The sequence below is a fragment of the Acinetobacter sp. 479375 genome, assembly GCF_000581715.1.
Taxonomy (GTDB): domain Bacteria; phylum Pseudomonadota; class Gammaproteobacteria; order Pseudomonadales; family Moraxellaceae; genus Acinetobacter; species Acinetobacter ursingii.
Window position 1 is genome coordinate 1 of sequence record NZ_JEZN01000024.1, and the last position, 22,463, is coordinate 22,463.

General features: G+C 37.7%; 19 protein-coding genes and 2 pseudogenes. 7 read left to right on the top strand and 14 right to left on the bottom strand.

Features of this window, described 5'->3' with window-relative positions; genetic code table 11:
• Nucleotides 1-254: pseudogene (locus J500_RS14360) on the top strand (IS5/IS1182 family transposase); the annotation flags it as partial.
• Between the two features lie 53 nt (nt 255-307).
• On the opposite strand, the pseudogene J500_RS14365 reads toward J500_RS14360, so the two are convergent.
• The 6 genes and pseudogenes from J500_RS14365 to J500_RS14390 form a co-directional block, all read right to left on the bottom strand.
• Nucleotides 308-829, bottom strand: a pseudogene (locus J500_RS14365) (hypothetical protein); the annotation flags it as partial.
• 41 nt (nt 830-870) lie between these two features.
• Nucleotides 871-3,288, bottom strand: coding sequence for a DUF6160 family protein (locus J500_RS14370; protein ID WP_004998974.1), 2,418 nt, complete (start codon nt 3,286-3,288; stop codon nt 871-873).
• A gap of 24 nt (nt 3,289-3,312) precedes the next feature.
• Nucleotides 3,313-3,957 (bottom strand): DUF6160 family protein, encoded by a 645-nt coding sequence (locus J500_RS14375; RefSeq protein WP_004998975.1) that lies wholly within the window; start codon nt 3,955-3,957, stop codon nt 3,313-3,315.
• A 10-nt stretch (nt 3,958-3,967) separates the two neighbouring features.
• Nucleotides 3,968-5,887 (bottom strand): hypothetical protein, encoded by a 1,920-nt coding sequence (locus J500_RS14380; RefSeq protein ID WP_034700190.1) that lies wholly within the window; start codon nt 5,885-5,887, stop codon nt 3,968-3,970.
• A 239-nt stretch (nt 5,888-6,126) separates the two neighbouring features.
• On the bottom strand, nt 6,127-6,696 hold the full coding sequence (dcd, locus tag J500_RS14385; RefSeq protein WP_004998977.1) for a dCTP deaminase: 570 nt from the start codon (nt 6,694-6,696) through the stop codon (nt 6,127-6,129).
• A gap of 103 nt (nt 6,697-6,799) precedes the next feature.
• The gene (locus J500_RS14390; protein WP_004998979.1) at nt 6,800-7,393 is read right to left on the bottom strand and encodes a LysE family translocator; all 594 of its coding nucleotides are present in this window, start codon (nt 7,391-7,393) and stop codon (nt 6,800-6,802) included.
• Between the two features lie 461 nt (nt 7,394-7,854).
• Between J500_RS14390 and J500_RS14395 the strand changes: the two genes are divergently transcribed.
• Nucleotides 7,855-8,439, top strand: coding sequence for a DUF2062 domain-containing protein (locus tag J500_RS14395; RefSeq protein ID WP_004998981.1), 585 nt, complete (start codon nt 7,855-7,857; stop codon nt 8,437-8,439).
• On the opposite strand, the gene J500_RS14400 is transcribed toward J500_RS14395, so the two are convergent.
• The 3 genes from J500_RS14400 to J500_RS14410 form a co-directional block, all read right to left on the bottom strand.
• Nucleotides 8,436-9,311: a 5'-methylthioadenosine/S-adenosylhomocysteine nucleosidase gene (locus tag J500_RS14400; RefSeq protein WP_004998982.1), complete on the bottom strand. Its 876-nt coding sequence runs from the start codon at nt 9,309-9,311 to the stop codon at nt 8,436-8,438. The genes J500_RS14395 and J500_RS14400 overlap by 4 nt on opposite strands.
• 138 nt (nt 9,312-9,449) lie before the next feature.
• Complete coding sequence (gene apbC, locus J500_RS14405; RefSeq protein ID WP_034700192.1) at nt 9,450-10,676, bottom strand: iron-sulfur cluster carrier protein ApbC; 1,227 nt, start codon at nt 10,674-10,676, stop codon at nt 9,450-9,452.
• Nucleotides 10,677-10,854: 178 nt separating this feature from the next.
• Nucleotides 10,855-11,319, bottom strand: a complete 465-nt coding sequence (locus J500_RS14410; RefSeq protein WP_004987312.1) for a hypothetical protein — start codon at nt 11,317-11,319, stop codon at nt 10,855-10,857.
• A 514-nt stretch (nt 11,320-11,833) separates the two neighbouring features.
• Here J500_RS14410 and metG point away from each other — a divergent pair.
• The gene (gene metG / locus J500_RS14415; RefSeq protein ID WP_004998984.1) at nt 11,834-13,906 is read left to right on the top strand and encodes a methionine--tRNA ligase; all 2,073 of its coding nucleotides are present in this window, start codon (nt 11,834-11,836) and stop codon (nt 13,904-13,906) included.
• Between the two features lie 47 nt (nt 13,907-13,953).
• On the opposite strand, the gene J500_RS14420 is transcribed toward metG, so the two are convergent.
• Nucleotides 13,954-14,712: a hypothetical protein gene (locus J500_RS14420; protein ID WP_004998987.1), complete on the bottom strand. Its 759-nt coding sequence runs from the start codon at nt 14,710-14,712 to the stop codon at nt 13,954-13,956.
• Nucleotides 14,709-15,527, bottom strand: coding sequence for a hypothetical protein (locus J500_RS14425; protein WP_004998990.1), 819 nt, complete (start codon nt 15,525-15,527; stop codon nt 14,709-14,711). The genes J500_RS14420 and J500_RS14425 overlap by 4 nt, the downstream gene beginning before the upstream one ends.
• 150 nt (nt 15,528-15,677) lie before the next feature.
• On the opposite strand from J500_RS14425, the gene J500_RS14430 reads away from it, so the two are divergent.
• Nucleotides 15,678-16,655: an MBL fold metallo-hydrolase gene (locus tag J500_RS14430; RefSeq protein ID WP_004998994.1), complete on the top strand. Its 978-nt coding sequence runs from the start codon at nt 15,678-15,680 to the stop codon at nt 16,653-16,655.
• 92 nt (nt 16,656-16,747) lie between these two features.
• On the opposite strand, the gene J500_RS14435 is transcribed toward J500_RS14430, so the two are convergent.
• Complete coding sequence (locus J500_RS14435) at nt 16,748-17,506, bottom strand: alpha/beta hydrolase (protein WP_004998997.1); 759 nt, start codon at nt 17,504-17,506, stop codon at nt 16,748-16,750.
• Nucleotides 17,499-18,449, bottom strand: a complete 951-nt coding sequence (locus tag J500_RS14440) for an isopenicillin N synthase family dioxygenase (RefSeq protein WP_004998998.1) — start codon at nt 18,447-18,449, stop codon at nt 17,499-17,501. Before J500_RS14440 ends, J500_RS14435 begins: the two co-directional genes overlap by 8 nt.
• Before the next feature lie 196 nt (nt 18,450-18,645).
• Between J500_RS14440 and J500_RS14445 the strand changes: the two genes are divergently transcribed.
• Together J500_RS14445 and J500_RS14450 are read left to right on the top strand one after the other, a co-directional pair.
• A complete protein-coding gene (locus J500_RS14445; protein WP_004999000.1) occupies nt 18,646-20,013 on the top strand; it encodes a nucleobase:cation symporter-2 family protein in 1,368 nt (455 codons plus the stop codon).
• A gap of 200 nt (nt 20,014-20,213) precedes the next feature.
• The gene (locus J500_RS14450) at nt 20,214-21,566 is read left to right on the top strand and encodes an 8-oxoguanine deaminase (protein ID WP_034700195.1); all 1,353 of its coding nucleotides are present in this window, start codon (nt 20,214-20,216) and stop codon (nt 21,564-21,566) included.
• A 48-nt stretch (nt 21,567-21,614) separates the two neighbouring features.
• Here the strand turns inward: J500_RS14450 and J500_RS14455 are convergent, their stop codons facing one another.
• Nucleotides 21,615-21,821 (bottom strand): NF038215 family lipoprotein, encoded by a 207-nt coding sequence (locus tag J500_RS14455; RefSeq protein ID WP_034700196.1) that lies wholly within the window; start codon nt 21,819-21,821, stop codon nt 21,615-21,617.
• A 178-nt stretch (nt 21,822-21,999) separates the two neighbouring features.
• On the opposite strand from J500_RS14455, the gene J500_RS14460 reads away from it, so the two are divergent.
• Nucleotides 22,000-22,458, top strand: a complete 459-nt coding sequence (locus tag J500_RS14460; RefSeq protein WP_005005207.1) for a DIP1984 family protein — start codon at nt 22,000-22,002, stop codon at nt 22,456-22,458.
• Nucleotides 22,459-22,463 lie beyond the last annotated feature (5 nt).

Sequence of the window (22,463 nt, forward strand, 5' to 3'; positions counted from 1 at the left end):
CAGAAAATGAAATTGGTAAAGCAAGAAATCATGCAGTACAAGGCTGTTGGGACAAGGGTCAAAAGCAGTGGAAACGAGATATTGGTTATCATCGACGATCCCGAATAGAGGCTAAAATGTTTGCCTTGAAACGACTTGGACAAGGTGTATCTAGTCGATGCTTTAATCGTCAGGTGGTTGACTTGCAAATAAGAGTCGATATTTTGAATAAATTTACTCAACTTGGTACAGCTAAAACGGTGGCTGTTGCATAAATATCTGAAGATTAGAACAACTCTACCTTTCGTCTATTTGTGCAACAAAGCCTATAAGTTGTACCATTCGTTGCCTGTGTTTTCAAATAACCACTTAGACTATTAATACCATTCGGAGTGCCATTATTATCTCCAAAAGTTAAAAGCCCAACAATATCTTCAGCACTCAAGCGAAAACCTGCAATCGACCGAGTTGATGCAGAATTAGGATTCTTAATCGCGAATTGAATAAAAGGATTAGTTAAAACAGCCGAGGAGCCTGCACGTCCTTCACGAGTATCAGCATTGCCACTCAGGCTCATATTATCAATATCAATATCACACCCCCCAGCTCCATTCATACCACCACACCCAAGCTGTAATTTCTTAATATTGGCATTAAGTTCAACTGTTGCTTCCATACCCAACTTATAAAATCCGACATTGGTATTATTTGCATCTGTGTTTCCACTTGCACCTGGCGCAATATAAGACAGATTAAATAACGCTTGCCCTGTTTGTTCAGATAATTCTTTATCCGTCAAATTTGTTAGACCATTAGCACTGCTATATGAACTTAATAATGCAAAAGACATCGCTAGATATAGTTTCTTAAATTCCATTTAATTCATCCTTCTTAGTTAAATGTAAATGCACCATCTCGTGGTGTAATTTTCATTTCACTATTTAAACGTCCGCCAGTAATGGCCATTTCGCCTAAACGTTGCGCACTTCCCACACCAGTAACCACTCCATTGCTATCTTTAATACTTGGATAAAAATTAACATCTCTTACACGGAAAACTTCAGCAGCAGTTTTATTCGGATTAAAGTTAAAACCCAAATTAAAACCAACGTTATTACTATTCACAACTATTTTATTATCAAATGCGACAGTACCGACAATGTTATCTAATCCCATCGTTGAACCATCTATAGGATCGACAATTTGAATCGAATTATTTTTTGTCCCATCTAGCTCGAAAAGACCGATAAAGTTAAGTGCATTTTTGCCTTCTTTTGGTGTTTTATCACTGTTGTAATCATTGAGACGATCCAATGAAAGAGGAATAATTGAAAAATTCGCTTGTCCTGCTAATCGTAGTTTAATTGCAGCTAATACATCATAGTTTTTGGTAAAACTATCTGAAGCAGCATAACATCCTCCGCTCGTTGGACAAGTCTTATATTTAGCTCCTGGTAAATAACCAGCAGCGAGTTGTGCTGACATGGCCATAAGTAGTTTAGGCATACTGACATTAATTCGACCATTTTCAAAACCCATACTCCCCGTACCATTCAGCAACATGTCAATATTACGAAGACCGACGTAATAATCGGTTGGATTGTTATTATCATTGGCATTTTGCCCACCATCAATTAAAAGAATTGAAGTAGATTTTGAACCCGCAGGAGTACCATCACTGCCATCATTCACCCCTTGCGTACTAATCGAACCACTAAAACCAATTCTTTCAGAACCACTCACTGCCGTTTTCTGAATAACACCATTATTATAAGCAACCAAGTAATCGCCGCTAGCAGATCCATTACTCAAACGTGGACTAAATGCAAAATTAGCATTTAAATTATAAATAGGTAATCCCAAACCCCATTTAGTTGTCGTAGATACTGGACTTACTACGCCATTGGCATCTGTATAAATAAATTGACCTCGACGAGACAAGGCTGAAAAATTCATCCCTCGTATTGCCAACACCGTATAAGGAGTATTATTAGTTGAGAGTGTTTGGATGTAGTCATTTGTGTTGACTAATCGATTCGCATCAACTGAGTTACCTAAATATGTTGAAGTCAGTGCTGTATTGGTAGGTAATGTAATTTGATTGGCATTAACTAAATTAAAATAGATACCATCCATGCTTAAACCAGCATGATCACTATTTAGTGCGACTCCAGAAGTTGTTTCTGTACCTATGATATTTTTACGTGTCAACAATGGAGTAATATTGGCGAATCTTAATCCGTAGGTCTGATTACCTGCTCCACCTAACTCCAAACTTGTTGCCTCAACTCCTGACAAATTGTCGCGATCACTTGTAAATTCACCATTTAGACGAAATGCAAGACCAGTATCGCCTGCAATTGAGTTACCATTTGTCACACCTAAAATAGTCGATTCAGTATCTTTAGTACCGCGTAACTGCAATACCCCATTGATCATACGACCATTGGCGCCTGCGCGTATTACTCCTTTTGCAGAGTTTGCACTTATCATTGTTTCATTACTTGCTACATTGGGTTGCAGCATAAACTCTAGATTCAATCCAGATTTACCATTTACATCTCTTTTAAAATCAACATAACCAATATCAGTGGCACCGCTTCCGGCAACAGGATTTGTTCTTAAAACTAAACCCTCTGTCGGGTCAACATACATATAACCTTTGGCACCAAAATTAAAATTAAAATCATTCATTACAAGTGCATTATAAGTTGAACTATCTTGTTTTTGACTTAAACCAATATCCAGACCTTTAATACCCAAATCCAATGAAGAAAATCCCGTTTTACTAAATAGGCCATCAGCAGTCGTTATGTGCATCGTTATCGGAGTATTCGCAGTATTTTGAATACTTAATTTTCCAAATGAAGCTGCATTCGTACAGGTACTAATCGAATCCGATGTTTTACATAAAGTAAATTTATCAGCTAGAATCGTCCCTAAATTCGCAGCAATGTCTAAATCCAGTCCTGTTTTACTCCCACTTGCCAAACTACCTGCATTCATTTTTACAGTCACATTTGACTGATTTGCATTGGCTGTTGTTATTTTCACACCAGTCAAACTTGCTCTTAAACTATCCTGAGCATTTTCTGTTGCGGAACTTCCAGTTTTATCATCCCAATAAAGCTGATCAAAACCAACTGAACCATAACTAACCTCAGCTACAATTCCATCCTGCCCATCCACTGCCCGCATATCGCTATCGTTCATTGCCTGCATGGCATAACTATTTTGCATAGAAAATAAAATGCTACAGCTAAGAGCACTTAAAATAAATTTTTTTTGATTATTCAGTTTAGCCGTCATTTTCAAACTCCCTTTTTATTTTACTTAACAGCGTGGATGAGTTGAATCACAACTAAAAATCATGACTTTACCATTTAATGCGAGATTTCCATTCATCATTAAACCTGTAAAACCAGTTTCTTTACCCTTGTCAAAGCCGTCTATTGTATATTTACCATCCGTATATCCTGTACCTGTAGTTGCCGCGAGATATCCAGGTATGTTTTCAGAGCCTTCATTAGCGACCGTATCCGTTTCAATCGACATTGCATTAAAACCTAGATTACGTATGAGAATGGGTTTGTCTTTACGCGCACTAAGTTGAATGGCCGGTTTTAATACATTGGCTGTATCTGCTTTATTTCTATAGGTTAAATCAGCACCATCCAAACCTAGAAGCTGGATATTGATTGTTCCCTGAATCCCTTTAAATACTAACCATTGTTTTTGATTATTTGTATTTAATCGATTATTAAAAGCTACGGCTAAACGACAATAGGCAGGATCAGAACAAACGGATGAATCTAATTGGTAATCTGAAGTCTGATTCAAAGATAAATTAAGTGAAATATCAGCTCCAGCCTGTCCAGTAATATGACTCAGATCTTCAGAATTAATTTCTTTTAATCCCGCATTTGCATAAAATGTAATGAATATAGAAGCAAATAGAATAAATGATAGTTTTTTCATTTTTTAGCTCCTATAGTCCTTTCGTTGTTATTTTCATATGTTGAATAAGCAAACCATCAATTGCAGCAGATCCAAAGTTATTCGAAGGTGCTGATTGTTGTACGATTGCATTTGTTGGCATACCTGCCACACCATTGGTAGAAACTACCTGAGGGGTTGAGATTGTTGTTCTATCGACATTATACCAACCAGTACCAGAGGTAGGATAAGTACCCCAAGCTTGCCAAGCATCTGTACGCTTATCACTACTACTACTACATGATCCATACCAAGTATAACTATCACAGGTATTTTTTAATTCCGTGGTCCAACGCCTACCTTGTGATTGAACTTGTTGCACAGTTTTATTATAAATACCTGTTCCATCAACAGTTGCACCAAAGGAAATACCAACCGCACCAATATCAGATGATGCTGTAAGAAGATTATTTGTTGCATCATAATTTGTTGAGCCGATCGTAATACTACTATGTGTGGCATTAGCACCCTGATAAGTCACTCCACCAAGGGTTGTTTCACTTCCACACTGATAAATATTACAAGTAGAACCGCTATAGCTCACTCCAGAATCACCCGTATCTCCTGCATAACGAGTATACACTTTAGAATAAATATCTTGTTTATTTGGAATACGAGCTATTTCTAAAACAATATTTTTACCATCACTTGCAACACCCAAAGTCACTGGCTGATATAAATTTCCCAACACCAAGTTTGCATTGACGTTATATAAAAATAGTCCTTCTGAATCGTCAAAAATCGGTATAGTAGAAGAACTATCTAATGCTGGTGTTGTTGTTAACCCCTGTTCAAAATTTGTTTTTTCTCTGGTACTCAGCCTTAAAACATTGGTTAAAATAGGAGCTTTCCAAGTTGTCGTCGTTGTATCCGTACGCTGAATTACTCTCTCTTGAGTGGTACATCTGCCATTTGCAAAACTTGTCAAATTCGCATCACAACCAGAGTTTGGATTAGGAGTAGCAGAACCAGAAACTGGATATAATAGATTTGTAGTTTCACCACCTTTAGTAGTGGTAGATGTAGCAGTACCTCTTAAAGTTGAGCTATCACCTGTGTTTAGTCGAATAACACCTGTCAAACCCAATGTATTATTATAACTAGTACTCATACCACCTGTATTGCTTGCTCCACCAAGCGTTTGAAAAAGTTTAAGGTTAGTTCCATTCAAACTAAAACCATTTAGTATAGCTTGCAATCTTAAACGATTTGCCCTACTGGCATCTGAAGTACTACCGTACATTTGCCCTAATTGGAACTGCGCTGAATTTCCTTCTATCTTACTAGGATCCCGAACTAGAAAATCACCCCACAGTCCTAATTTTAGATTATATGCACCCGCACCTAACTGATCTGTAGTGGGTAAAGTTTTATTATATAAAGGAGCTTCTATAGATAAATAACTAATATCCCCCTTACCAGAATCAGTTGGCGAAGTTGCAGAAAAGTTTGGAACATCTTTTGCTGTAGCAACTTTTATAATCCATGGATTCTCAGCAGTCCCCCAACTTACAATATCTTTACCAAATCGCGTATTCCAGTCAGAGGAGGTAATTGCTGAGCTTTTAGAATTGTTCGCTTGAGATAAGGCAAGACCGTATAGGTAAATATCAGCTTTACCTACCGCATAGTCACTAGAATTTACATCATTATCTTTATTTGTATCTTGAGAAGTTGTCGTTAATGGCCCTACAGGAATAACATGAATATAACCTGCACCTTCTCTATTATCAGCACCATTAAACTGGAATGAAAAATTTTGCGGAAGAATTGCAATCCCCTCACCTGTCGTTTCACTTAATTTTTCATCAGAAATTTCTTGCAGAGCAAAACAGGATTGACTTAAAAATAAGCCAATTACGCTCGCTAAAACGGTTTTTTTTAAATTTACCGTATAAGTCATTGCCGTCATCATGACCATCCTTTTATACGATGCTCCGCATCATATTTCTTTTTCTATCAATCCTTTATCTTAAGCAGTCAATACTTAAGCGTAAATTTTGGCACTTTTTGCCAATCATTACTCAATTTCTATTATGCGTATTAATTACGCAAATGCAAAAAAAAACATGTAAAAAAAAACTTTTCCGATAAACGAAAAAACGGCCCTTTCAGACCGTTGATTAAAACACTTTTTAGATCAATTCGTTATCAAGCTTTAGGCAACGTCACACCCACTTGACCCTGATATTTACCACCACGGTCTTTATAAGACGTTTCACACACTTCATCACTTTCAAAAAATAGCATTTGTGCCACGCCTTCCCCTGCATAAATACGCGCAGGTAGATTGGTGGTATTAGAAAATTCCAATGTCACATGACCTTCCCACTCTGGTTCTAGCGGAGTGACATTGACGATAATACCGCAACGAGCATAGGTCGATTTACCTAAACAAATCGTAAGGACATTACGCGGAATACGAAAATATTCCACTGTCCGAGCCAATGCAAAGGAGTTTGGTGGAATAATGCAAACATCGGACTCGATATCAATGAAGCTTTTTTCATCGAAGTTTTTAGGGTCAACAATTGCAGAATGAACATTGGTAAACACTTTAAACTCTGGAGCGCAGCGCACGTCATAACCATAGCTGGATACGCCATACGAAATCAGTTTTTCACCTTGCGGGTTGAAGCGAACCTGATTTTCTGCATACGGTTCAATCATGCCGTATTTTTCGCTCATCTCGCGAATCCAGCGATCAGACTTAATTGCCATTGTGATATCCCAATACTCAAGATTTTACTGTTCGCTACTTTAACGTAATTCATTCCCAATGAAAATCATTCAATGAAATGAAGGTATTTTTTTGATGCACAATTTAGAACTTTAAAATTGCAGAATAACTTAGCGGAATAGAAAAACTCACCAAAACCAAAGATGCAGTCCGTTGTAAATTACAGGCATTTAACCAATGAATTTTATTTGAAGCCAAGACAGAACCAAGAAAAATCCAAAAAACAGCAATTGGAAGGATCAAACACAAAAAACTCAAAATATGCACGATGTAAATTTGCATATTCATCCATGCACTTTCAGGGAAAATAGCAGAAGCAAATAACAACGCCTTCGGATTTAACAAAGTCGCGCAGAATAATTCACGTGGGCGAATGGTTGGCTGATTTAAATTAATTTCAAGATCAGCGGTTCGCCATAATTTGACTGCCAAATACAAAATATAAAATGCACTGAGAAGCTTTAATATGGTGGGCAAAAGCGCAAATGTTTTGGAGACATGATCAATCATCATGCCCCATGTACTAATCGCAATCACATAGCCAATCGCTTCGGCTGGAATCAATTTAAGCGAACGACGAACCCCCATCTGGATACCAGATGAAGCCAATAGCGTATTGGTAGGGCCGGGAGTCAGAAGTAATGCAGTCACAAGACCAACAAAAAGCAATGAAATCATAAAATGACCTCACTAAGTAATCTTGCAAGACTAATCCAAACCATTTAAAGAAGCAAAACAAACTTTACAAAGCCTTTTAAAAAACAATAAGAGATTTGTAAAAAAGATTGTAGAATCACATAATTAATTGATTAGACTGCATAGTCAGCATTTTTACTGCTCATTCCATATGCTTTTTTAGTAACACAACAATAATATAAGAAAATGATAAATATTCATTTATTTTATTGATTTAAAAGCAACATAAACACCTATAAGATATATGGAATTGACTTCAATCAACGAAAGGCGTAATTTATAAAGATCAACCCGTAGTGTTTTCTTTTTAACCCAAGTTTAAATCCATTTTAAGCTTTCGCTAAGTTTTCACTTTCACTATGCCTGAGTACAGGCGTTTTATGATCGATCTAGTTCTTTGATTTATAAGACATACTCAGACAATACTCTCCGAACATCAGTCTATGGCAAAGCAATTTTTTCAATCCTGGCTTCCTTCTCCACAGAAAGTCTCCAGTCTGAAATTTATGCGGATTTTTGGGCAAAGAACCTTAAATCCAGTGCTTTGGTATGTCAATCGAAAATCCATCGCAAAGGCTGTATTCATCGGTACTTTCTTCGGGTTACTGCCTATTCCATTTCATAGCATTTTCATTGTCGCAGCGATTCTATTTTTTGAAGTCAATTTACCTGTAGGTCTTGCTTTAGCATGGTTGAGTAATCCATTCACTCTCGTTCCTATTTTATATATTGGCTTCTGGATTGGCACTCAAATTTTTCATGTGCACATGATTAACAAAGAAATGATGCTGGGTGTCTTGCATCAAATTTGTAATTGGGTCAAACACTTGGGTCATGGTCATATTGATTTGAGTCTTGCCAAAATATTAATGTCTGGCTTAATCATTGAAGCTTTCGTGGTTGCCTTAGTTTTATATCTGCTTACCGAAATTTTCTGGCGTTTCAGCATTTACCGTCATTGGAAAAAACGTAAGGCAAATCAGTTAAATACCACCCTACCCAACGTGCATAGAAAAACCACGCCTTAATCTTTTAATTGTTCACTCATATACTGTTCAGCAACTTCAAGTACAAAATCCTGACACGCTTCACCCGTTCCAGCATCGTACGTACCACCATTGGTAATGTTATTGGAGACCACTCGAATCCCAATAAAGGGAACATTAAACTGGCTAGCAATTTGTGCTACAGAGGCAGCTTCCATTTCTTCGACTGATGTCCCATAGTTTTGGTAAAAGAAATGAATGCGATCAAGTTCATTGTTCCAGACGTCTGCTGAACCGATTGTTCCCTCAACGACTTTGCCTTTTTGATAAAGATGTTGTGTACGGTGCGCCGCTGCCAGCAATTTTGAATCTGCTTCAAATTTACGAATTGCAATCGGTTCTGGATCGGTTTCATCCTCAGGCAATACATCAAAGGCTTCAACCCACTCAAGCGAGTTTGATCCCGCACCCACTGCTTTGGAAGGTGTTTTAAACGCGCCAATATTGGTTGCATACTTACCTAATATAATGTCATACACATTGAGGTTAGGATCATGTCCCCCTGAGGTTCCCTGATTAATGATCGCGATAGGTTTATAGCGTTCAATCGCAATCGCAGTGGCAGCCGCAGAATTACTCATCCCCATGCGCGTTTTGGAAATAATCATTGGATAACCATGATAAGTCCCTTTCCAGAATTTCCAGCCCCCAATCGTTTCAATTGAAACTTGATCCAGTTTAGAGGCCATGCGTTCAGATTCGACAGGTAATGCACCTTGAATCACGATAGGTTGCAGTTTTAATTTTTGATCTTGATTATTTTGAGTCACTGCCGATGAACCCTCATTATTGCATGCACTAAGCATAATGCAGACTGAAAATGTTGCGATAGCCAATACTGATTTAAATTGCATATTTCACTCAAATATTCTTATTAAATAACAATTGAATCATTAGCAATTGACATGCCAGCTTTGATTTTAATGTTTATATTATTTGTATGTAATAAAAGAAAAAGCCCGATTTTTGATCATTTCGGGCTTTAAAATTATTTAGAAAATTCGTTTATCATCACGCTGACGCTGCGGTTGTTTTTGTAGTTGCTGCCAGACGACATCTGCAATTTGAAGATAACTCTCTGCTGCATCATCCATTGCGATCACACTTGGTTTGCCACTATCGGCATTTTCACGAATTTGCACATTTAAAGGTAAACGACCTAACAATGGAATGTGATATTGCTCTGAAAGTTTATCACCACCGCCTACCCCAAAAATCTGTTCTTCATAGCCACAATTTGAACAAATATGAGTCGACATATTTTCAATCACGCCCAACACTGGAATATTGACCCGATTAAATAGTTCAATACCTTTGGTCGCATCCATCAGCGCAACATTTTGTGGCGTGGTTACAATTACTGCACCAGTCACAGGAATACGCTGTGCAAGTGTTAATTGAATATCACCCGTTCCTGGTGGCATATCAATGACCAAGACATCAAGATCGGGCCATAGAGTTTGGTTGAACAGTTGCATTAGGGCACCTGTGGCTTTTGGCCCACGCCATGCGACAGGCGTATTATGATCCCCTGTTAAATGCCCAATTGAAAGTACCGCCAAACCATACGCATCTAAGGGTACGAAGTGCTCATTTTCAATCATAGGGGTCTTGCCCGCATTACCTAGCATAGTTGGAATGCTTGGCCCATAAATATCAGCATCCAACACTCCAACTTTTAATCCCTTTTGCTGTAAAGCCAACGCCAGATTGACGGTTGTGGTTGATTTACCTACACCGCCTTTGCCAGAAGACACCAAAATCACGTTTTTAATACGTGGATGTGCAGCCACATCTCGTTGTTTAGACGCTGCTTTTTGAATAGGCGGATTATTAGGATCTTCTGAAACTGGTGCAGATGCATCCACCACTGGCGGTAAATTTGAGCTTTGAGCTGCATGTTTTTCGCTATGAGATTGATTTTGCCCTAACTTGGCTGATTTCTGCTGAATAACATGCAAATTGAGTTCTTCGATTCCGCATTGCAGCAAAGCAGCCGCCAAATCATCATGAATTTGTTGTAAATGATCGGCCTCGTGTGGGTAAGTATTGATGGTCAGTTGTAAAACACGACCTTCTACATTGACCTGTGTAATACGATCTTTGATTAAGTGTTCAGATTGAGGTAGTTGATATTGTTGTAAGATACGCTGGATTCCTTCTTCTTTCACCTCTTGAGCAGGTGAAAAAACTGATTTTAATGAAGAAAGCCACGACATATATTGCACTCCAACTATGGAATTTTAAACTGAACGATGTGCTAGTTTAACAGTATTAGTTTATAGGCGCGTACTTGATTTTGCTGATATGCTTTGAACATATATTTTATAAACAAACTGCCCATATCATTATGAGCAGTTATTCAAAACATCAGCATATTTTTAAGTCAATTGAAGACTAGGTTTTATCATTGCCTTTAAATTTATTTAGTACATCAGTTGCACTTTTTTTAAGCTCGTCAATTTTTTGACTGGCTTGAACTTTTAATTCATCAAACTTTTCAGAAGCTTCATGTTTCAGTTCATTGGCTTTGAGTTTAGCTTCATCCAGTTTTTGACTTGCTTCTGTTTTTAACTGTTCATATTTGTCTTGAGCATCTTGTTTCGACTCATCCCATTTATTTTTGGCTTCATCGATTTTTTCATCTGCTATTGCCTTATTTTCAGCGTACTGTTCAGAGGCATCTTTTTTCAAATCATCGAATGCCTTTTCACCTTTAAGTTTTGCTTCTTGAGCTTGATGTTTAGCGTCATCTAAGGCTTTTTCACCCTCAATCTTTGCTTGTTCAGCTTTATATTTGGCTTCATCACCTAATTCACTGGCTTTTGCTTTCAAATCATCAAGTTTATTTTCAGTTGTCATTATTACGCCCTCATTGTTCATTTTAAAAATGTTAGGACACGCTGGTTAAGCGCGGATCAATGTACTTGAATCTGACTTTATTTATACCTTGCTTTAAATTTTTTTTAAGTAAAAACTGCAATTTGAAACAAAGTAGATACAGGATGTAGCGAAACTTTTGTTATTCATTTTAAAGGAATAATTATCAAATCCTCTGCTGAGAATATTTGCATCGGTTGCGGTAAATCAGAATCATTGTAACTCCGCCATTGACTCATATATTTGCTGAATTTGTGCTTTCATATTAAATAAGATCTGTTGAAATTTGATGCATGTATTGTGTTATCAGCTAAAATTATAATAAACAAGGCATGCAACGAAAGAAATCGTTACTCACTTACTCAGTTTCATTACGACATTTATGGCTATTTTTGGCGATAGCCTTCGGGACAACGCTTTAAACCTATGCTTTAAGTTTATTTTCCTCTGCTGTTCAAGTAAAATCATTGATCTTCTGATGAATACGAATGAGAGAATGAAATCCGTGCGTAAAATTTTAGTCACCAATGCTCTTCCTTATGCCAATGGTCCGATCCATATGGGTCATTTACTCGGTTATATCCAAGCGGATATCTGGGTTCGTGCCATGCGTGCAATGGGACATGATGTGACTTATGTCTGCGCGGATGACGCTCACGGCACAGCGATCATGCTTCGTGCTGAAGCCAATGGTATTAGTCCAGAGCAGCAAATTGCCAATGTTCAAAAAGAACATGAACGTGATTTTTCTGGTTTTGGAATTAGTTTTGATCATTATGATTCAACCCATAGCGAAACTAACAAATCACGCTCACAGGAAATTTATTTAAAAAATCGTGATGCCAATAATATTGCTATTCGCCCTGTGACACAGCTTTTTGATCCTGAAAAACAGATGTTTTTATCAGATCGATTTATTAAAGGCACATGCCCGAAATGTAAATCGCCAGATCAGTACGGCGATAGCTGTGAAGTCTGTGGTACAACCTACAATGCCACTGAACTGATCGATCCACGTTCGACTTTAAGCGGTGCAACGCCTGTCGAAAAATCGTCAGATCATTATTTCTTTAAACTGCCAAATTTTTCTGAATATTTGCAAAAATGGACACGTGACGAAGGTCGCTTACCAGTTTCAATTGCCAACAAGTTAGATGAATGGTTTGAAGCAGGTTTGGCAGACTGGGATATTTCCCGTGATGCGCCTTATTTTGGTTTTGAAATTCCAGATGCACCGAATAAATATTTTTATGTCTGGGTCGATGCGCCGATTGGCTATATGTCAAGTTTTGAAAACTATATAAAAACCAAACGTCCAGACTTAAACTTTGATGATTACTGGAAAAAAGACAGTAAAAATGAAGTCTATCACTTCATTGGTAAAGATATTGTCTATTTCCATGCATTGTTTTGGCCTGCAATGCTTGAAGGTGCAAATTACCGCACGCCAACAGGTTTATTCGTAAATGGCTTTTTGACGGTCAATGGTCAAAAGATGTCGAAATCTCGCGGAACATTTATCAAGGCCGAAACCTATTTAGAGCATTTGAATCCTGAATATTTACGTTATTACTTTGCCTCAAAACTTTCGGATAAGGTCGAAGATTCGGATTTGAATCTGGATGATTTTATTCAAAAAGTAAACTCAGACTTGGTCGGCAAAGTCGTGAATATTGCCAGTCGTTGTGCCAAATTTATCAATAAAGATTTTGGCAATACGTTATCGGCTAACTGCGCTGAGTCCGAGCTTGTACAAAGTTTTATTGACGCAGGCGATTCGATTGCCAAAGCTTACGAAGAACGTGAGTTTAGTGCCGCCATTCGTGAAATCATGGCACTTGCAGATCGTGCCAATCAATATATTGATGAGAAAAAACCGTGGGCTTTGGCGAAACAAGAAGGTCAGGAACAGCAAGTTCACGAGGTGTGTTCTGTCGGTATTAACCTATTCCGTCAATTGGCGATTTATCTTGCGCCAGTTTTGCCAACACTTGCCACTCAAGTGCAGGCATTCTTACAACTCGAAAGTTTTGATTTTGCATCGCGCAAGCAGATTTTAGCTAGCCATGAAATTGCTCAGTTTGAACCATTAATGCAACGTGTTGATCCTAAAGCGGTCACTGCCATGGTCGATGCATCTAAAGATTCTTTAGCTGCTACGACTGAAACACCTAAAGCCGAAAAGAAAAAAGACAAAATGGCTGAGAAAAAAGTTGAAGCGCCTGCTACAACGGATAGTTCTGAGATCATTAAAATTGATGATTTCTTAAAAGTGGATTTGCGTGTGGCGCAAGTGCTTGAAGCAGCAATCGTGGATGGTTCTGATAAATTGCTGCAACTCACCTTAGATGTCGGCGAAGCTGAACCGCGCAATGTGTTTAGTGGTATCCGTGAGTTTTATCAGCCAGAAGACTTAAAAGGCAAATTAGTCGTAATGGTGGCGAATCTTGCACCTCGTAAAATGCGTTTTGGTATTTCTAACGGGATGGTACTTGCTGCGGGTAATGGCGAAGGTGTTTGGGTGATTTCACCTGAATCTGGCGCTAAAGCGGGTGATAAAGTTTCTTAAGATTTAATTTATAAGATGAAAGCCTCTACAGATGTAGGGGCTTTTTCTTATCTGAATTCATAGGGAGTAAAATTAAGATCAAGTTTTTTACAAATCTCTAAAAATTCATGATTATTTTTTAAATACTCTACTATCGATGCCTTCTCAAATTGCATTGCTGTACAAATTAATCTTAAATGTGAAAAATTAGTTAAATTAATTAATCTTTCATAATAAAATTGACGATCATCTACTGTAAAACCACTTTCATCATTCAACTTTTCGGTCACTAATTTTACAATAATATAAAATGCTCTTAAAATATCAAAAATACCGTATTGCTGATCGATCTCTTCATAGAAATTAGCGACACATTCAATGCTAATTTTTTTATCTATTAAATACTCAATAGACTCTTCAATCCTAAGAACAGCTTCTGCTCTAACTAATAATTTAGTTTGATTCTGAGTATCACTAACATAAATGTTAAATTTATCAAATAAATTGCTTTGAGAAGTAACAAGATTAAAAAAAAGATTTTCAAATGTTCTTAAATTTTCAATTTTTTCACTATTTTTAAGCTGTTTTTTTAAACTTTCATTTGCATTATATTGATAATTAAGAGATTGGATTAAAAGTAAAATTGTAAAAAAAGATAAAATAGGATTGATTGTTCCACCAATAAAATCACCCATTTGCCCCCACACTTCCTGTTTATTAGACAAAGGAAGTTCTAAACTATAAGCAAATTGAAGTGAATAACTTAAGGGGATAAGTATTATAACCAAACTAGCAATTGCAATTATAATTTTCTGAATTTTACTCATATTAACTTTTCAATCCAATACTTAATAACTTTTCCTTCATTATTTCTATAACTAGTAGCTTTTAATCTTAATAAATTTAACTCTTGATCTTCATTTAAGGCCGTATTAGAAGATAAGTTTTCAGAAATTTTTCGTTTAATTGTTTTTAATACTTGTGAATATTTTTTAAAACCAAAAGCTATAGTCTCTTCACTCCCCTCAATTTGTAAACGTCCATTTCCTGTATATATATTAAATCTAGTTATAGCTGCTTTAATTTCAATTGTTGATGTATCTTCATGTGGAACTAAAACTGATGCAGTTTCTTCGTTAAATACTTGTATTTCTCTAATATTATTCTTAGAAATTCTATATCTAAGTTTTACGTCATAGCTAAAATTATCAACTACCTTATGAATATTGTCTAAAATATTTCCTCGTAACGTAGAAATTAACAAATCTGATTTATCTTCTAAATTATCAACAATTTTCTTGGCTTTGATCGAAAGAGTAGGATAATTCTCATATAGAACCTCAGCTAAGTAATATTGTATAAGTTCAACAATCGTATCCTTACCTATACTTTTAAATCTTTTTATAGCATCTTCATCAAAAGCCTCTATACCAAATCTTAGTCCATATGAACCAGAAAAAGAGTTTTTCATATTAGATCTAACTTTGCTTTTAGCTGATTTCTTTATGGGCACTTCATCGGTAAGAATAGTTTCTACAATTGTTCTTGTTGCATCAGATAAACCCTGAAAAGTATCTAACCCAGTTTTCATATCAACTTGATATATTGGTGTTTCAATAACTGCATCTAAATTAAGTTCCATTACATATATTTCCTAATTAATTTCATAAATTATACAATAATACCTCATAGCGAAATTCAATTTAGTTAATTGTATTAAGAATTTTAGCTTTACATTTTATTTATAGATGTTAAAACAGATTATTCATCTAAATATATCTATAAGCCTTATATGAAAAAAACTGCCTTACTTCTTTCCTTTCCCGTCTTGAGCAGCTTCACTTTACTGAGTCATGCAGAAACAACCAAAACATCACCAGCGATTGAACAACAAAAACAAGTGGCAGGTTTTTATCAATATCAAGCTGGAAACGTTCAAATCACAGCACTTTTAGATGGCACAAACTTTATGTCGCCTACGCTGTTTAAAGACATACCGCAAAAACAAGTTCATGAGATTTTAAAGAAATACTATGCCGATCAAGACAAAGGCGTACAAACCTCTGTGAATGCCTTTTTGGTGAATACGGGTAAATCATTGGTTCTGGTCGATAGTGGTGCAGCAAGTTGTTTTGGCGCGCATTTAGGTTCAGTTTTAAGCAACTTAAAAGCTTCTGGATACAAGCCTGAACAAGTCGATAGCATTTTATTGACACATTTACATCCCGATCATGTCTGTGGCATCAGTAAAGATGGAAAAGCGAATTTTCCTAATGCCACAGTGTATGTATCACAAGATGAAGCCAATTATTGGTTAGACCCCAAACAAGCCGAGAAAATTCCACAAGCTAAACGCGCGGGCTATTTAGCTACAGTGGAAAAAATTAAAGCGGCTTTAGCACCTTATCAAGCCAAACAACGCTTTAAAACCTATAAACTGGATGATGAAATTCAGAGATTTAAAGTGATTAACACCGCGGGACATACCCCAGGACATTTTAGTTATGAACTGAAAACTAAAGATGAAGATATAATTTTTATTGGAGATATTGTGCATTCGCATACAGTTCAGTTTGACCGACCTGAAACGGCGATTGAATATGATATTGATCCGAAACAAGCCGTCCAAACCCGCTTAAAACAATTTGCCAATTTTGCCAAAAATGGTCAAACCATTGCAGCACCACATTTACCATTTCCGGGAATTGGTCATATTTATTCGGCAGATGGTAAAAGCTATCAGTGGATTCCTGTGCATTTTAAAGATTGACCCGCTCCTCTAAATTAAAATCAATCTTTTCTATTATTTTCATAAGAGGAAAATCACTTTGCCCAATTGATTTTCCTCAATGAGATTTAATATCACACCGATACTTTTTCATCAAATAATTGATTCAGCTTTTCAACTAGTAATTGAGGTTGAATCGCTTGAGGTACATGCCCTGTTTGCATGCTAATGACTTTTAAATGATCAGGTTGTAACTGTTGCATCAAACGCTGCATATTGATTGATAATGACTGATCATAAAGTGCTTCTACATAAATTCGCGGCACACGACCAAAACGTTCAGGCGTTAATACTGGCTTTAAATCCCGCCCTGTTTCTGGTTGCGGTCGTAATTTTGCAATTAATTTTTCTGCAAGTTCTGCATCACAATCTTGCAAAAAGATTTTCTTCGCACCTTCAGGACTCACAATACTATAACCCTCTTGAGTAAAACTCAGATAAGGGGAAATTCCAGCAAAATCCTCATCTGGAAAATGCTGCTCGCACAATATTTTAAAATCCAGAAATGACATGTTTGAGGGCAGCATCATGCCAACTAAATAAATGAGATTTGAAATTAAATCTGGAATTTGTTCTGCCACTGCTGAAATGGTTAAGCCCCCGCCACTATGTCCGAGCAATACGACAGGTTCACCAATTTTTTGAATCGTCTGCACAACAAAATCACAGTAATTGTCCTGATTGGCAGAAAGTTGAGTGTCACTATTCCAACCATTACCAGGCAAGTCAACTGCATGTACTTGCCAGCCCGTTTGCTCCAATAATGGCTTGATCAAGTCAAATGACCAGCCTCCCTGCCAAGCACCATGCACCAATACAATATGCTTAGCCATAGGTTCTCCGATACATTTCAATATGATGCTTTTCGACTGTTGTCGGTGCAAATAAAGCAGGTTCGTTTTCAGTTTTACAGTTAGGCAGACATTGCACTTGATAATCTGGATTTCCACCAAAGAAAAAAGGAACCGAATAACGCTGTTTGCCTGATTTATTAATCACCCGATGCAAAGTCGATTTAAAACGATTATTGGTCCAACGTGCAATTAAATCTCCGAGATTAATCACATACGTTCCTTCGATCGGTGGCGCATCCATCCAGCTTTCACTGTTTTGATCCCAAACTTGCAAACCACCTTGCTGGTCTTGAAGCAATAAGGTTAATGCACCAAAATCGGTATGCGCCCCACAGCCTTTTTCATTTGGCTCGGGATTTGCAGGTTGTGGTGGATAATGCAATAAGCGTAAAGTCACCAATGAATCATGACAGAAATCATCAAAGTAATTTTCTGACAATGATAATGACAAGGCTAAACCACGCATCAGGTATTTTGCCAATACTTCGAGTTCAGCCTGATAGCGCTGCATGGTAGATTCAAATTCTGGAAACTGTGTAGGCCATTGGTTGGGCCCATGATTAAAACGTTGTGCTAACACTTCTTTACTTTCTAGCGCATATTCCCGCCCCGAATAAAACCCTTCTTTTAAATCTGCGGGAGTTCCTGCTTCTAGCGTTTGGTTTTTTAAAGGCTCATAACCCCGGTTGGCAATTGAGTTTTTCTTATGTACTTTTTCTTTTTCGTTCATGGGCAAATCAAAGAATTGTTTGCTTTGTTTAAAAACTGCCTGTTGTAATTCAGTGGCAATTCCATGATTTGAAATATAAAAAAAGCCTTTATCTTCACATGCTTGTTTCATCTGTTGCGCAACCATCTGACGCTCTTTCACATCAGAACTAAATAGACCTGATATATCAATCACAGGAATTGAAACACTCATACCTTACTCCATTGCCTAGACTTATATAAGACTTGTACCTTTTCTAGATTGAGCAATTGCTGTGCCACCGATAGTGTTCGTCACTGTTATATGTTTTTTCATATTTTAAAATTCATGTTTATTTAAATAATTAGAAGATGGCATGCATGTTGCAAATTTTACTCTTGTCATACACACAAAGTTGAAAGGGTTTGATATGAACGATGAAACTAAAACCGCATCTCCAGAACATGAACATCTTGGAATGGGTAAAAACTTAACTTATGGTTTTCAGCATGTCTTGACCATGTACGGTGGTCTAATTGCAGCACCACTGGTTGTAGGTCTTGGTATTGGGCTATCTCAGGCAGATATTGGCTTGCTCATTACTGCTTCTATTTTAGTGGCAGGACTGGCAACCTTACTGCAAACGCTGGGGTTCAAATGGTTCGGTTCTAAACTTCCCATTGTACAAGGCACTTCTTTTGCAGCCGTTGCCAGTATGATCGCGATTGGTTCAAATGGGGGCAGTTTTCAGGCCATTCTTGGTGCAATTATGGTGAGTTCGGTTTTCGGGATCATTATTGCACCATTTTTTTCCAAAATTGTACGATTCTTTCCGCCAATCGTCACAGGTTCCATTATTGCCATTATCGGAATTTCACTTTTACCAGTGGCGATTCGCTGGATGATGGGTGGCAATCCTAAAGCTGCGAACTGGGGTTCAATGGAAAATATAGGTTTGGCAGCTTTTACCTTATTTGTTTTATTGCTGCTCACCAAATTTGGTTCTCCTGCCATCAAACGTTTAGCCGTTCTACTTTCCATCTTTTGTGGTGCAATTGCTGCGTTTGCATTAGGTTTGGCTGATTTTTCTAAAGTCAGTGATGGTGCATGGGTCGCATTGCCTAATATTTTAGGCTTTGGTATGCCAGTGTTTGAATGGCCCGCGATTTTAACCATGAGTATTGTTACGATTGTGATTTTGACTGAAACTACAGCTAGTTTGCTCGCAATTGGTGAAATTGTAGATACCCAAGTTGACAATAAACGTATCGCTGATGGCTTACGTGCAGACATGCTTTCATCCGCACTTGCCCCTCTTTTTGGTGCCTTCATGCAATGTGCATTTGTACAAAATGTGGGTTTGGTTGCCATTACAGGAGTCAAAAGTCGCTTTGTAGTTGCCACTGCGGGTGGAATTTTAGTGGTACTGGGTTTACTTCCTGTGTTTGGTCGTCTCGTTGCTTCTATTCCAATGCCTGTACTGGGTGGCGCTGGTTTGGTGTTATTTGGTAGTGTTGCAGTCAGTGGTATTCGTACCTTGTCTAAAGTCGATTATCAAGTTCAATCCAATCTAATTATCGTCGCCGTTTCACTTGCAGCAGGTCTCATTCCACTGATTAGCCCTGATTTCTTCCATGCAATGCCAGATGCGGTACAAACCCTATTTCATTCTGGTATCAGTATTACCTGTATCATGGCTGTTCTGCTTAATTTGTTCTTTAATCACTTACATGTAGGAAAAAAGCCACAAGTGAGTAATTTACCTGAAGTCGCTGCAACTGCTGAAAATCACTCCTGATATTATTCGCTTCAAACCCGTACTTTGTGGAATGCCAGTCAAGTTAAAACGACTGGCATTTTTTCGATGAGAATAGCGCCCCATAGTCATATATCCCACTATATCTATTGATATATATCAATTATCTAGCATGGTGTAAAAACCAAATCTTGGTACACGCATTGCTTTTCAAATATAAAAATATTTGAGCGAAATCTGCTATGTCACGTCTCTGGATCAAACATCCACTTGCTATTTTTACCGCCAATCAGCAGGATGCAACGAATGGCGTTGTGATTGAAAATGGTCAAATTATTGAACTGGTTGCACAAGGCCAAGCCCCTACTCAACCTGTCGATCAAACATTTGATGCCCAAGACTGTGTCGTTATTCCAGGGTTGATCAATTCCCACCATCATTTTTATCAAACATTAACTCGTGCATGGGCACCTGTGGTGAATACACCATTATTTCCATGGTTAAAAAATTTATATCCTGTCTGGGCAAAATTAACGCCTGAACAATTACATCTTGCTACCCAAGTGGCTTTAGCAGAATTGGTCATGTCTGGATGTACTTTCGCGGCCGATCATCATTATTTATTTCCACAGCAGTTAACCGATGCCATTGATATCCAAGTTCAAGCAGCACAAGAGTTAGGTATTCGTGTCATGCTGACGCGCGGTTCCATGAGCTTGGGTGAAGAATCAGGCGGTTTACCTCCACAGCAGACAGTGCAGCAGATGGATCAAATTTTGCTGGATTCAGAACGTCTTGTTGCGAAATACCATCAACGTGGTACAGGTGCCATGGTCAATATTGCGCTTGCACCATGTTCTCCTTTTTCAGTCACACCAGAGATTATGCGAGAAAGTGCAGCAATGGCGCAGCGTCTGGATGTGCGTTTGCATACTCATCTGGCAGAAACGCTAGATGAAGAAGCCTTTTGTCTACAAATGTTTGGTATGCGAACGGTAGATTATCTGGAAAGCGTTGGTTGGTTAAGTGACCGAACATGGCTGGCGCATGGTATTCATTTTAATACCGAAGAAATTCAGCGTTTAGGTCAGGCAGGTGTCAGTATTTGTCACTGTCCGCATTCTAATATGCGTCTCGCCTCTGGGATTTGCCCAACTCTTGATTTAATGCAGGCAGGTGCAACGATTGGTTTAGGAGTAGATGGTTCTGCCTCTGGAGATGCTTCAAATCTGATTTTGGAAACTCGTCAAGCCATGTATTTGCAACGTCTTAAATATGGTGCAGAACGAATTACGCCAGAATTAGCATTTGGCTGGGCGACTCAAGGTTCGGCAAAATTATTAGGCCGTGAACATGATTTGGGGGAAATCGCAGTTGGTCATCAGGCAGACTTTGCTTTATATAAACTGGATGAACTAAAATTTTCAGGAAGTCATGACCCAATTGCAGCATTGCTGCTGTGCGGGGCAGATCAAGCTGAACATGTCATGGTCGGCGGCAAGTGGATTGTTAAAGAACGTCAATTAGTCACTATCGATATTGAGAAGCTACAAGCTGAACATCGTTTAGCTGCCAAGAAATTATTAGCGGCTTAAATTTTTTTAAAGAGACGTTAAAACGTCTCTTTTGCTTTTTAAATTTGATTATTGATTTTGTTTAAGGTGAGTATCGTTTGCCAATAATGGTGCTAATTTAAAATCTTTGTCATAGACAGGCATTCCCGCGATACTCATACTTCGCGCGGATGTAGAAGATTGAATACTTTCGCTCTGAACCTTTGCCCTCATATCGCATCCCATCACAATAACACTGGAACTCACAACCAAGACATATAGAAATATCCTTTTCATACGACCACCTGATTATTTTCATTATTTTTGTCATCAGATTATCACAACCTGTTTAAATTATGAGCAAAAAAAACATTTCAAATTATATCATTCAAATGCAGAGGTATACGTTCTGAAACGGACAGCAATGTTTTTTCATTTTATGATGATTTTATTTAGACCTATATATTGAGTTTTTATGAAGCTTGCAGAAGCATTATTGCTCAGAAGTGATTTACAGAAAAAACTCCTTTCCTTGCAGCAACGTATTCATAAAAATGTACTCGTGCAAGATGGAGATACACCCAGTGAAGATCCAGAACAACTTATAGATGAAGCTGTTCTGGTGAATAAACAATTATTTCAGCTTATACAAAAAATCCATCAAACCAATGCGCAAGCACAAGCCAATAATGGAAAAGCTTTACTCGATATCCTCAATCAGCGCGATCAACTTACCGCTGAACATCGAATCATTCAGCAAGCAATAGACAATACGCAAAAAGATACAGATCGTTATAGTGTTCGTGAAATTAAATGGATTAAAGCCGTTTCTGTTTCTAAGCTACAAAAACAAGCAGATGAAATCAGTCAAAGTTTACGTTTAATCAATCTTGAAATTCAGGCATCCAATTGGCAGATAGATTTAAGGGAATAAACTGA